This window comes from Binatus sp. (SeqCode) (genome assembly GCF_035272065.1).
GTDB lineage: Bacteria > Desulfobacterota > Binatia > Binatales > Binataceae > Binatus.
Genome location: NZ_DATEQZ010000044.1, coordinates 80,456 through 93,281, shown reverse-complemented (window position 1 = coordinate 93,281; position 12,826 = coordinate 80,456). Strand labels below are relative to the sequence as shown.

The following is a 12,826-nucleotide window of genomic DNA, read 5'->3' as shown; positions in this document are numbered from 1 at the left end:
CGGGCTTGGCCGCGGTCGCGCCGGGCATCGGGCTGATCATGATTCCGCCGGTCTCGGTTTGCCACCACGTATCGACGATTGGGCATCGCTCGCCGCCGATCAGCTTGCGATACCACATCCACGCCTCGGGATTGATCGGCTCGCCGACCGAGCCGAGCAGCCTCAGGCTCGACAGGTCATGCTTTTTCACCCACGAGTCGCCCCATTTGATGAAGGTGCGAATCGCGGTGGGCGCAGTGTAGAAGATGCTGACCTTGTACTTTTCGATTATGTGCCAGAAGCGATCGTTCTCTGGAAAATTCGGCGCGCCCTCGTACATGACGACCGTCGCACCCGCCGCCAGCGGCCCGTACACCGTGTAGCTGTGGCCCGTGACCCATCCGATATCGGCGGTGCACCAGTAGACATCGTCGTCCTTCAAGTCGAACACCCAGCGCATCGTCATCAGCACGTGCGTCAGGTACCCGCCCGTCGTATGCACGACGCCTTTGGGCTTGCCGGTCGTGCCGCTGGTGTAGAGCGTGTACAGCGGATGCTCGCTGTCGAGCGAGGCGGCCTCGCATTTCGGGCTCTGCGCGTTGACCAGCTCGTCCCACCAGACGTCGCGGCCCTTGCGCATCTCGACTTTGTTGCCGACGCGCTTGAGCACGAGCACTTTGCGGATCGATTGGCACTTCTTCAGCGCGTCATCGACATTCTGCTTGAGCTCGACGACCTGCCCGCGCCGCCATCCGCCGTCCGCGGTGATACAGACCTTCGCTTCGGCGTCGTTGATCCGGTCGGCCAGCGCCTCCGACGAGAAGCCGCCGAACACCACCGAATGAATCGCGCCGATTCGCGCGCACGCGAGCATCGCGATCGCCGCCTCCGGCACCAGCGGCATGTAGATCGCGACGCGGTCGCCGTCCTTGACGCCCAGGCTCTTCAGCGCGTTGGCGCATCGGCCAACTTCATCGGCGAGCATCTGGTAGGTCAGCACGCGCGAGTCGCCCGGCTCGCCCTCCCAGATCAGCGCGGCCTTGTTGCGGCGCGGTCCCTCGAGATGCCGGTCGAGGCAATTGTACGAGGCGTTGATCGTGCCGCCGACAAACCACTTGGCATTCGGGAAATTCCACTCAACCGTTTTACCGAACGGTTTGAACCAATGCAGGTTGCGCGCGCATTCGGCCCAGAACGCGTCGGGGTCGGCGTCCGCGCGCTTGCAGAGCGCATTGTACTCGTCGAGATTTTTGACCCACGCCTTGGCGCTGAACTCGGCGGAGGGCGGAAACTTGCGGGATTCGTTCAGCGTCGAATCGATATGAGTCGCTTCGCTCGAAGCCATCGCACGAACACCTGTTCCTTAAGCTTGATTGCTACACGCGACCGCGAGCTTCGCGCGTTTTCAAGCTCAGGTACAGAGTCGCGGCGTCGCCGTTTTCGCGCCGGTTCGAATTGATCCCGCGCAGCCGCTCGAGCAGTTCGTTTTCGACGCTCGCCGAATGCTCCGCCGCCAGCTCGACCGCACGCGCCGCCCACCTGAGCACGACGCGTCCTTCGAGTCCGCCGAAATCGTCGAAGAACCACGCGCAGCTCGTCAGCGCCGCCTGCCCCGCACGCACCATCTCGAACATCCGCAGCAGAGTCTCGCGCTTACCCTCGTCGGCAACGCCGAAGCGCTTGAAGGTTTCGTCGTGAACCGCGGGATTCGGATCGATCAGCAAACGGATTCCGCCGCGCAAAAAGGCGGCCGGATCTTTCACCAGCGCCGGCGCGAAACGGTCGTAGGTCGCCTCGGCATGATACTTCACGAAATCCATCGCGGCGCGAAACGGCGCGCGCCATTCCTGCGACGTGTGCGCGTCGTTGCGGCATCCGCAGTTCGAGCGCCATCGCTCGACGCCATGCGGACAGCTCCACGACGTGGCCACCGGAATCTCGAACGACCCGGTCGCAGGATGCGTAGCGAGGTATTCGTCGCAGTTTGTGACAATCACGTCGTCACGCCGTTCGAGCGCCATCAGCGCCCGCGCCAGCTCGGCGGCACCGTGTTTGTTGTGATGCCCAAACGTCTCGCCGTCGGTCGCTATCATCAGCGCCGCGCCGGGCTCCAGGTTGAGCGCCGTGTCGGCCATCCAATCCGCCAGCCGCGCGCCGTCGGCCAAGCCGTCGCGGAAGGAGACGGCGTTGGACAACTCACGATCGAATCGAAAGACGGCAAGGCTCAAGTCGCCGCTGCGCCACTGGAACGGTCCCACACCTCGCGTCTCGGCGCCGGGTCCGCGGAAAATTCCTTGATCCGACCCCAGGATGACGAACTTGATTCCCGCCGCCGCGACCGACGCGAGCGTATCGTCATCGGCCGCGCACTCCGGCAGCCACATCCCGGCCGGCTTGCGCCCGAAACGGAAAACGAAATCTTCGATACCCCACGCAATCTGCAAGTCGCGATCGCGCGGTGGTAGCAGCGGCAAAATCGAATGACTGTACGACTGCGCGATCGCGTTGCCATGCCCGCCGTGCGCCTCGCCATACAACGCGTCGCCACGAGTCATCGCGCGATACGCGGTCTTGCCATGCGTCTGCAGCCATCCTGCCAGCGTCGGGCCGACATCGAAGCTGAGCGACTCATAATTGTTGCGAACGTGAACGACCGGCCCTTGCATCGTGTGGGCATGAGCGTTGGCGGTGTAGCACTCGCTAAGAATCCGCTCGTTCCAGTTCTGAAACGGCGCGGCGCCATGCTCGGGGCTGATCAAACCGGTCCACGGGCTCTCCCGCGGAGGCTGATAAAAATGCCCGTGTATAATGATGTGTCTGGGTTCACTCATTACGAATATGTTGCGCCTCCGGGCCTGGCTGCGAAAGCCCACCCGTCAATCCAACAGTCGAGCTAATTCGTCTTCTTTGCCGGATTCTACGCAGCTTATCAAGCAGAAAAGGAAATTTGAGCGCTAGCTATCCACAATCGCTCAACAATTCCGTCCACAGGAGAGTTCAGACTAGGATGTGCGGTGCAACAGACAATCGCGCCGCAAAGCGGTCCCCCACCCTCCCCCGACGAACGTGGGAGGGAACCAGAGCGTATTCGCGCGCACCAACCCTAAGCGCAGGCGGCGCGGAAGCTGCCTTTGATTGCCGGCTCGCCTTTTTGATTCAGCACTATCAGGTCGCCCTCGATTTGCTTCTCGCCGTCCTTCTCGACCTTGTTCGTCACTTTGCCGGTGCAAGTGACGACGTCGCCCGGCCACACGCGGGTGGCGAAGCGCACCTGGAAGCGCCGCACGTTGCCGATTCCGACGTAGTCGGTGACGGCCTTCGACAGCAGGCCCGCCGTGAACATCCCCTGTGCGAACACGGTCGGAATTCCGGCCGCCTCGACGAAAGTCTGATCGTAATGCAGCGGGACGAAGTCCCCGGACGCGCCGGCATAGCGGACGAAATCGGGGCGGGTGACGCCCTTCACTTCGAACTTTGGAATCTCGTCGCCAACTTTGACCGAATCAAATTTCAATTTTGCCATCTTTTTTCACCGACTGGAGTCAGGCTTTGACTGCTTGTCCTGTTTCGATAAGGGTCGAGCGCGCTATCGCGACTTTCTCGCCCTTCTGGTTGGTGTACGAGGTCTCGGTGATCAGCAGCGTCATCTTGCCGCCGCGGCCGCCTTCTTTCTCGAGTACGTCGGCGACTTTGGTCACGCCGGTCAACGTGTCGCCGACGAAGATCGGCTTGAAGAACTCAAACTCCTGCTCGCCGTGCAGGATCCGACGCAAGTCGAAGCCGCCGAAACCGGGGCTCGAAGTCTCGTCGGTCCAAAACGCGCTGGTCTGCAGGAACGTGACCGGCACCGGCACGGCGCCGAGTTCTTTCTTCGCCAGTTCCGGGTCGAAGTAGAGCGGGTTGGGATCTTTGATCGCGCGGGCGAACTCGCGCACCTTGCTCCAATCGACGTGCATCTTGAATGGTTTGCCGGTTTTCCCGACCGCGCTCTTATCAGCCATGATGAATCAACCTCTCTCGACAGAATCGAAGAATTATTTACTGTTGCCCGGTTGGTTTGTCCACTTACTCGGCGGAGACGCGGACGCCTTCGCCGCCGTCCACAATCAGCAGCGCGCCGGTGACGTAGCTCGACGCGTCTGACGCCAGGAAGATGCACGGATACGCGATTTCCTCGACGCGGCCGAACCGCTGCAGCGCGCGCGACCGCGCCACCATCTCCTTGACCTTTGGATTCGGCCATACGCGCGGCGCCGCGCCTTCGGTGTCAATCGGGCCGGGCGCGATGCAGTTGACGCGGATGCCCTTGGGGCCCCATTCGCCGGCGTGCGACACTGTCAGGTTGATTACGCCGGCTTTCGCCGCGCCGTACGGAAGCATCGTGGGCGATCCGTGCACGCCCGCCGTCGACGAGATATTGACGATCGAGCCGGGGCTCTTTTGCTCCATGAACTGGCGCGCGGCCGACTTCGAGCAGAAGAACACGCCGTCGAGATTAATTCCGACGACCGCGCGCCATCCGTTGGGCGAGAGATTGAGCGACGGCGTCGTGATACTGGCGCCGTGATTGTTAATCAAAACGTCGAGGCGGCCGAACTGGCGGACTGCTTCGGCCACCATCTTGTCGCATTGCTCGGCGTCGCGGACGTCGACCGGGGTCATCTCGCATTTGCCGCCGGCCTTGCGGATTTCGTCGCGCACGCGCTCGAGGTTCTCGACCTTGCGGCTCGCGATCAGCACCGGCGCGCCGCGCAGCGCAAACTCCTTGGCGATCGACTCGCCAATCCCGGTTCCGCCGCCGGTCACAATCGTAACTTTGCCTTCGACACTGAATGGATTCTTCAAAATGAAAACTTCCTCCGAGGGGGTTCGCTGAGATTTATCGCACTGTTGCGACGCGTTGGCGAGAGGCGCGGACGGGGGAACTCGGGGGACTTAATTTAATGTGAAAACCCACCCTGGGTTTCATGCTTCCCTCGGCAGGGGTGACCCCAGCCCACTGGACGAGAAAGGATGCGGGCGGAGTTTTGCCTGAGTGAAGTCGAAGGGTCCCTGTTAGAAGGGGTTTTGTGTCATTCCAGAGCGAAGCGAAGAATCCCGGCTTCCGGGGCTGGCTTCGGCACCGCTTCCGGCATTCTTCGCTATGCTCAGGAACCGCAATCGCCCCCCCTGAACTTTTCCGCCTTACGCTTCCCAAATTATGATGCGATACTGTCGCTGATGTTCGAGTACTTTCGATCACCGCCCGCATCTTTTTCCGATCCCGCTTTGATCTCGGGGGACAACGCCCGACCGTCCGCTGCAAGGTATCAGGAATGCACTCGAAACGGACTTGCTGGCCGGTTTTTTCAGTGTCTGTGTTTGCGCTGGTAACGATTGCCCTCTCAAGCGCAACGGCGCAGAACCTGCCGCCGCCCGGAGCTTATCAACCGATTCCGAACTTCACCGGCGTCGGCGCGGGACTTCGATTCCGCGAGGCGATCAACGACCGCTTGTCAGGGACGCAGCCCATCTTGCCGATGGTCGTGAGCCCGACCTTCGTCAATCTGCCGGCGGAGCAGGACGGATTGATGCTCTACTGCAAGGATTGCAAGCGCGCGACGCCATGCGTCGGCGGCGGCAGCGGCGCGTGGGCACGCGGAAACCGGGGAGCATGGTCTTGTGCGCTCGACGCGCTCGAGGCGAATCTCAACGCCAATGGCAACAAGGTCACCTCGCTCGCCAATGGAACAAATGCAGGCGATGCCATTTCATTCGGGCAAACCTCAGGCGGAGACTTAAGCGGCGCGCTGCCTAATCCTACCGTAGCTGCCGTGCTGGGCGGCCAGGTACCGGTCACGAAGTCCACGGCGATGACTGGCGGCGACCTTTCTGGCACGCTGCCGGCGCCTACCATGCAGACCGTGATGGGCGGCAAAGCTCCGATTTATTCCGGGCAGACGGGAGCGCAGATCAACACTATGGCGGGGGCGAAGGGCGATGGGTCTGACGCGCTCAGTGGCTTCAACGTCGACGGGATTTTCAACGTAAAGGCCTTCGGCGCAAAGGGGGACGGTATCACTGACGATTCAAGTGCTATTCAAGCGGCTATCAATGCGGCGTGCGCGGTTAATTCCGGCAGCGACGGAGCCGGCAACTATACCAACGTCGCGGGACAGGTGTTATTGCCGTCTGCGGCTTACTACCTGTTGAATCCATTGTGGATGAACTGCTCCGGCCTGCAACTGGCAGGAACCGGGCGCTACTCGTCAGTGTTAGAGCCGGCCTATGACTTCGGTAAAACAATTGCGGTAGTAGGTACCGGCTACCAGGGACTGCCGACCGTAGCCTCACTGGTGACGGGACCGGGCAACGCCGCGGACTTTACGCTCAGCCAGAGCAATTACTACCTGAATCTACGCGAATGGGGAGGGCGCTTCGGTCCGCTGGGAACTCCCGATGGCTTGAACATTAACGGGCTATCCGCTTTCACGATCGAGGCCTTTATAAAGGACGTAACTGCCGGCGACGGAATTGTAGTAGGGAGCGGGTCGGTACCGGGCAGCGCGGGATTTGCCGCGGCCTCGCTGCTGCGAATCAATGGTGGAAGTCTGGACGCATACCTTACCACTACCAGCGGAGCCCATGATGCAACTGGGGCTGCGGTTCCACTGAACACCATCAAATACGTTGCAATGACCTACGACGGAACCACGCTTCGCCTGTACGACTGCACTCCGGGAGCGACCAGTTGCGCGCCGGATGCTTCTGTCGCGGCGACCGGCACTATAGTTCAGGACCCGACCGAGGATGTTGATATCGGACGCTGGGCAGGCCAAAGCTGGCCGAACGGCTCTTCCGAAGAGAATGCGATCAAAGGGTATATCGACTCCGTGCGCATCTCCAAGATCGCACGATGGACCGGCACGATTGCCAACGTCCCCAATGCCAAATTCAGTGCCGACTCTAACACCCTTATCGCAACCAACTTCGAGACGAACCCCAACGGCTCGCCCTTTATCAAAGCCTATGACTTTGTCGGAAGCGGTTGGCTGTTCGAGTACAACGCCAGTCGCGCCGGTATAACCGCCCTTAACCCAAATAGCATCCGCGACATAGCGATAGGTGCGGTTGGGCTTGACGATTCCGGGGTTGTAATAGACGCCGCGCATGATGATGAGATCGGGCCGATCCAGATGTCTTCGATGGAAATAGGGTTGGAAGTATGGAACATAGCCTATGAGAACAGTTTTCACGACATAACCATTACCTCAAAGCCGGGGCGCTATGGGATCGTGAACAACCGCAATGACAACAACTACACCTACACCAAGGTTAATGGTGGGTGGGCCGGCTTCAACTTCGGCGGAAGTGGGACTCTGATAAATCCCATCTTTGTACAAAACGGCGGAGTGGACGCCAGTCTCGAAAGTCAAATGATTGACGCTCTCAACCCGCGTTCGAGCTTGTAGTCGGACGAACTTCGCATTTGCTAAACGCCTAGAGTGTCGGTGATAATACGGCTCAGCATTGAAAACGGAAATTCGGATGAGTTTCTTTCGAACGGCGGCGCTCTTCGGACTGGCGATGCTGACGTTTGTGTCGGCGGTCCCGGCTGCGCACGCGCAAAACACCGTCGGCACGATCACGCAACTTCAAGGTGTGGCGAACATCGAGCGCAATGGCGCGACGACGCCGGCGAGGATGAATGAGCCGGTCATGCTGCACGATAAAATCATGACGGGCCCGAACGCGTCGCTGACGATCGGCCTGGTCGACAAAAGTTTCCTGCAATTGACCGCGTCGTCAACGCTGACGATAGACGAGAGTGTCATGGTGAACGGGGTCGGCGCACCGAGCAAGGTCGGACTGCTGGCCGGCGATCTCCACTCCGTAATCCTCGGAGCGATGCGCAGCAGTTCCACCTCATTTGAAGTTCATACACCCAACGCCATCGGAGCGGTTCGGGGCACCGATTTTTGGGTACATTTCGATCGGAACGCGCACCCGGCAAACTAGAATTGCGTCGAGTTCATTGACGGCACCACTGTTACCGCGACCGCCAGCGGCGTTCCTATCGCTTGCGCGGTCCGTCCTCCGGTTTGGGCCGCGAGCGATATTTCGAGTTCATAACGCCCCGGCTCGTCTGGCACGAGTGCGGACGCCTCGAGCTCCATCGAATCGCCCGGAAAGACATTCAAGTGAAGTTCGCGCTGGACTTCAGTGCCCGAGAGCACCTTCCCGTCCTGCTTCCATTCCCATCCCAGGCTGACCACACCGCGTTCATCGGGTGAATGTCCCGTGAGCCACACCGCTCCACCGGTGTTGGCCGCGCGGAGGGAAACGCGAACACGCGCTCCCGGCGTGGCATCGGGCGGAGGCGCGTTAAGCACGACCAGCCGGGCGTCGAGCATGTCGGGAGAGTTGCGGCTCGTCGCGCGATGACCGAGCGCGATCCTCATCGAGTCGAACGTCGAGCGCATCGGATCGACCACCGGGTTGTCGCTCCACAACCACAGTCGCGTGTCCGCATCGTTGAGCGCCCAATTGTTCCATGCTCGATAGCTGATGAACGCGCCCGACGCGTTGGCGGTTATCGACCACGCGCCGAGCCCTGCGAACGCCACCGCCATCACGCGGCGATTGCGGATCGAATCCGCCAGGGAAATCAGGGCGATCGCCATTATCGGCGCGAGATCCGCCAGCAGTCGCGGCCCGAACGACTCGCCGCCCGAGGTCTTATGCCATCGCGCGACCAGAAAAATGCTCAGAATCGCGCCGACTCCAAGGTAGCGCAGAAGCACGTCACCGTTCTTTCGCCACGCCAGTGCCAGCCCCGCAAATGACAGAATGAAAATCGGCGAATAGAAGAGCAGCCCGCGACCGGGACTCATCACCACTACGGCTAATCCCTGCAACAGCGGCGTGTTCCAAAATCCGCTTGACGCGACGGCCGGTCCGCCCTCCGCTTGCGGCTGCGTGAAAAATTGGACCCGGAACGGCGTGCCGAAGTAGGTCGCGCTGTACCACAGCTGAAAGAGGACTGGGGGAATCGCGGCCGCCAAGAACCTCCAAATCTCGCGTCGATAGCCAGCGAGCACATACAGCCCCAGCGGCGCCGCGATCAGCGCGTCGGCCGGACGCGTGATCACCTCGAATGCCAGCGGCAGCCCCGCGTATCCCGCCCAGCGCGGCTCGTCGCGTGCCCGTACCAGGCAATAGATCGCCGCGGCGAGCGCGAGCTGTGCTGGACCATGCTGCCACAACGCCTGGCTGCTCACGCTGAGACTGGTGGTGCCCAACGCGTAGATGAGCGCCAGCAGCATCGCCATCCAGTTGGCGGTCGCGCGCGCGGCAGCCATGTAAAGGATCAGCGCGGACAGCGCCACGATCGTCGCCGCCGAAATCTTTTCGAGCTCGGAAAAAATCCGGCTGCTCGGGCTGACGCCGCACACGATCGACGGCGCATAGAACGGCAACGCCATCACCGCGGCGCCGACCGGATAGTCGGACACGTAATGCCCGCCGCTTTCGCGCAGATAGTAAGGAATCTTTTTCTCGCCTGGCGTTACCAGTTGATCGAGGTAGAAATTCCCGTGAAGCAGGATACTCAGCGGAAGGTTTTTCGCGGGCACCGAATCGCCGCCGGAAATCGTGCGGCCGTTGGCCAGAAATACGATCAGCGCAACCGAGAAAACGATTAACCCCGGACTCGATTTCAGCGCCCCTTCGATCGAACCGTGGATGAAAACCGTTCGCAGAAGAGCGAAGCCGAGCATCGCTACGATCGCGGGCCATAGCTTGTTGGCCTCGAAGCCGACCCCGGCGATACTAACCGCGTAGCCGCCGGTCACCAGGATCGAAAGCAGGTAAATCGCGACAGTCGCACAGGCCGCAGTCGCGATCTTTTGAAGCAACCGGAAATTCACAGGTGGTCGGTATATCACGCGCGCCGCAACCGCTTAAGGCGATTGAGTCGGGTTTGGCGCTGGAAAAAAATCGAATCGACCAAGCGAACGCCAAGAGTATTGTCGATGAGCCTGATTATCGGACTCGATCACGTTAACCTTCTGATCGACGCCGGCGACGACGCTCTCTCGCGAGCGCGCGCGTTTTACGAAGGACTACTCGGCCTCCAACCGCTCGAGCGACCCGCCAACACCGACAGCGGCCGGCCCGGTGCATGGTATCAATGCGGCGTCCAGCAACTGCATCTGGCCACCGAGAAAGACGCGTCGGTGGTGAACAAGGCGTCGCGCCGCCACCCCGCCTTTCGCGTCGCCGACCTGGAGGCGCTCCGCCGGAAACTCGAGTTCGCCGGAATTGAAATAATCGCCGGCAATCGATTTCCCGGCCAGGAACGCTTCTTCGTGCGCGACCCATGGGGCAACCGTCTCGAATTCGTTGAACGCTTCTCCAGCTAGTTCACCTGCCGGGCTCGAGTTACGACGCGTCGCTTCCTGAGCAGCTACCGTGCCGCGGTGGCGTGCACGATGGCGTGGAACCAATTCGATTTGATTGCTAGAGGTCATCGCAGAAGAGACACCAGGGGAGAAGGGCCAATGTCGTACAAGCATCCGTCGGGCGAAGAATTTGGCGGCGTAATAGGCCGCACGATCGCGGAGTCGAAACCGTGGTGGCCTGAGCCGAAGCTCGCACAGGGCGCGCCGAACGTCGTGATCGTGGTGCTCGACGACAGCGGCTTTGCGCATTTGGGCTGCTACGGCTCGACCATCGAAACGCCCAACATAGACAGGCTCGCCGCCGGGGGCTTGCGCTTCACGGGCTTTCACACTACCGCGCTATGCTCGCCGTCGCGCGCATGCCTGCTTACCGGACGCAATCATCACGCGGTCGGGATGCGCGCGATCTCCAACATGGACACCGGCTTTCCCAACATGCGCGGTGCGCTTCCGCGCTCGGCTGCGACGTTGGCCGAGATTCTGCGCGATCATGGTCACGCGACGTTCGCCGCCGGAAAGTGGCATATCGCGCCAATGGCGGAATGCACCGCGGCGGGACCGTGGCACAATTGGCCGTTGCAGCGCGGATTCGATCGCTACTATGGCTTCTTGCAGGCCGAAACCGATCAGTTCTATCCGGAGCTGACCTCCGACAATCACTTCGTCGATACGCCCGGTACGGTCGCCGAGGGTTATCACGTGTCCGAGGATATCGTCGACCGCTCGATGGGTTTCATTCGGGACGCCAAGTCGTTGGTTCCTGAGCGGCCGTTCTTCCTCTACCTGACCTTCGGTGCGACCCATTTGCCTCATCAGTCGCCGCGAAACTATCTCGAGAAATATCGCGGTCGCTTCGATGCTGGCTGGGACGCGGCGCGCGAGGAATGGTTCGCCCGGCAAAAGCAATTCGGAATCGTGCCCAAAGACACGCGCCTCGCACCGCACAATCCGGGCGTCAAGCCATGGGGTCAGCTATCGGAAAAGGAACGCATGTTCGCCGCGCGGCTGCAGGAGGCGTTCGCGGCGATGCTGGATCATACCGACGCGCAGATCGGGCGGCTCGTCGCGTTCCTCAAAGAGCTCGAACTGCTCGACGACACACTGTTCATCCTGATGTCCGACAACGGCGCCAGCCAGGAGGGCGGCCCGCTCGGCGTACTCGACGAGTGCGCTACTTCAACGGCATGCGTGAGGATCTCGACACGGCGGTCGCACGGCTGGACGATATCGGCGGACCGAATAGCCACTGCAATATGCCGTGGGGATGGGCGCAGGCGGGCAACACTCCCCTGAAGTGGTACAAGCAGAATACTCACGGCGGCGGAGTCAGGGACCCGCTGATCATTCATTGGCCCGCGAAGCTTGAAGCGCCGGGACAAATCCGCCACCAGTTCTGCCACGCGATCGATCTCGCACCGACTGTGATGGATCTGCTGAACATCGAGCCGCCGAGCGTGGTCGCCGGCGTCGCGCAAATGCCTGTTCATGGCATCAGTCTCGCTCCCGCGCTTACCGATCCGAACGCTGCGACGGCACGAACCACGCAGTACTTCGAGATGCTCGGGCATCGGGGAATCTGGCACCGCGGCTGGAAGGCGGTAACGCATCACGAGTCGGGCACGCCGTTCGACGAGGACAAGTGGGAACTCTATCACCTCGACGCGGACTTCTCGGAATGCAACGATCTGGCTGCCGCTGAGCCCAAGCGCCTCAAGGAAATGGTGGATCTGTGGTGGGCCGAGGCGGAACGCAATGGAGTGCTGCCGCTCGATGATCGCGGGGCCGCGATGCTGTTCCGCGCCGCGATGCGGCCGGGGCTGCCAACTTCGCGGCGGCGGTTCGTTTACTATCCCCCCATCTCACACATCGTCGCCGACGCTTGTCCATCCACCGCGCGTGGTTGGACCATGACCGTCGAACTCGATCACCCGTCGCCGGACGCTGACGGTGCGCTCATCTCGCGTGGGAGCAGCAACAGTGGGTTCGTGCTGTACGTAATACAGGGCCGGGTGAAGTTCGACTACAACTGCTTTCATCAGCACACCCTGGTCGAGTCGGAGAATCGGCTGGCCGCGGGCCGACACAAAATCGCAGTGAAGATCGACAAGGCCGAAAAGACCGCCGCACGCGCGGCACTGCTAATCGATGGCGTTCAGGTGGGAGAAGGCCAAATCGCGAACCTGCTGCGCATACTCTCCAGCACCGGCATGGACCTTGGGCGCAGTCTTTCGCCGATCAACGCGGATTACCAATCGCCGTTCAAGTATCCGGGACGGATTCTGTCCGCGGTGTTTGAATTGCCGGCCGGACCGCAGGATCGCGAGATCGACGCGCAAGTGCGCGCCGCCATGACGCGGCAGTAAAGCGCCTCGGTACGCAACGCCGCCACTTTCTAGTATCCTGAT

General features: G+C 61.3%; 11 protein-coding genes. 5 read left to right on the top strand and 6 right to left on the bottom strand.

Annotated elements, in window-relative coordinates:
- From VJX68_RS07980 to VJX68_RS07960, 5 genes are all read right to left on the bottom strand, one after another.
- Positions 1-1,324: acetate--CoA ligase (locus tag VJX68_RS07980; RefSeq protein ID WP_324095143.1), on the bottom strand; the 1,324-nt coding region annotated here is incomplete at its 3' end.
- 31 nt (positions 1,325-1,355) lie between these two features.
- Positions 1,356-2,810 carry a DUF3536 domain-containing protein gene (locus VJX68_RS07975; RefSeq protein ID WP_324095142.1) on the bottom strand — a complete coding sequence of 485 codons (1,455 nt, stop codon included), beginning with the start codon at positions 2,808-2,810 and terminating at the stop codon, positions 1,356-1,358.
- A gap of 272 nt (positions 2,811-3,082) precedes the next feature.
- Positions 3,083-3,502 carry a MaoC/PaaZ C-terminal domain-containing protein gene (locus VJX68_RS07970; RefSeq protein ID WP_324095141.1) on the bottom strand — a complete coding sequence of 140 codons (420 nt, stop codon included), beginning with the start codon at positions 3,500-3,502 and terminating at the stop codon, positions 3,083-3,085.
- Positions 3,503-3,521: 19 nt separating this feature from the next.
- Positions 3,522-3,980: an FAS1-like dehydratase domain-containing protein gene (locus VJX68_RS07965; protein ID WP_324095140.1), complete on the bottom strand. Its 459-nt coding sequence runs from the start codon at positions 3,978-3,980 to the stop codon at positions 3,522-3,524.
- 64 nt (positions 3,981-4,044) lie between these two features.
- A complete protein-coding gene (locus VJX68_RS07960; RefSeq protein ID WP_324095139.1) occupies positions 4,045-4,824 on the bottom strand; it encodes an SDR family NAD(P)-dependent oxidoreductase in 780 nt (259 codons plus the stop codon).
- 1,115 nt (positions 4,825-5,939) lie between these two features.
- On the opposite strand from VJX68_RS07960, the gene VJX68_RS07955 reads away from it, so the two are divergent.
- Both VJX68_RS07955 and VJX68_RS07950 read left to right on the top strand, forming a co-directional pair.
- Positions 5,940-7,430 carry a glycosyl hydrolase family 28-related protein gene (locus tag VJX68_RS07955; protein ID WP_414643465.1) on the top strand — a complete coding sequence of 497 codons (1,491 nt, stop codon included), beginning with the start codon at positions 5,940-5,942 and terminating at the stop codon, positions 7,428-7,430.
- Between the two features lie 76 nt (positions 7,431-7,506).
- The gene (locus VJX68_RS07950; protein ID WP_324095137.1) at positions 7,507-7,977 is read left to right on the top strand and encodes a FecR family protein; all 471 of its coding nucleotides are present in this window, start codon (positions 7,507-7,509) and stop codon (positions 7,975-7,977) included.
- Here the strand turns inward: VJX68_RS07950 and VJX68_RS07945 are convergent.
- Positions 7,974-9,875, bottom strand: coding sequence for a hypothetical protein (locus VJX68_RS07945; RefSeq protein WP_324095136.1), 1,902 nt, complete (start codon positions 9,873-9,875; stop codon positions 7,974-7,976). The genes VJX68_RS07950 and VJX68_RS07945 overlap by 4 nt on opposite strands.
- 117 nt (positions 9,876-9,992) lie before the next feature.
- Here VJX68_RS07945 and VJX68_RS07940 point away from each other — a divergent pair, with 117 nt between their 5' ends.
- The 3 genes from VJX68_RS07940 to VJX68_RS07930 all read left to right on the top strand — a co-directional run bounded on the left by VJX68_RS07940 (position 9,993) and on the right by VJX68_RS07930 (position 12,784).
- Positions 9,993-10,382, top strand: a complete 390-nt coding sequence (locus tag VJX68_RS07940; protein ID WP_324095135.1) for a VOC family protein — start codon at positions 9,993-9,995, stop codon at positions 10,380-10,382.
- A gap of 138 nt (positions 10,383-10,520) precedes the next feature.
- The gene (locus VJX68_RS07935) at positions 10,521-11,714 is read left to right on the top strand and encodes a sulfatase-like hydrolase/transferase (protein ID WP_324095134.1); all 1,194 of its coding nucleotides are present in this window, start codon (positions 10,521-10,523) and stop codon (positions 11,712-11,714) included.
- Positions 11,606-12,784 carry a sulfatase/phosphatase domain-containing protein gene (locus VJX68_RS07930; protein WP_324095133.1) on the top strand — a complete coding sequence of 393 codons (1,179 nt, stop codon included), beginning with the start codon at positions 11,606-11,608 and terminating at the stop codon, positions 12,782-12,784. Before VJX68_RS07935 ends, VJX68_RS07930 begins: the two co-directional genes overlap by 109 nt.
- Positions 12,785-12,826: the final 42 nt, after the last annotated feature.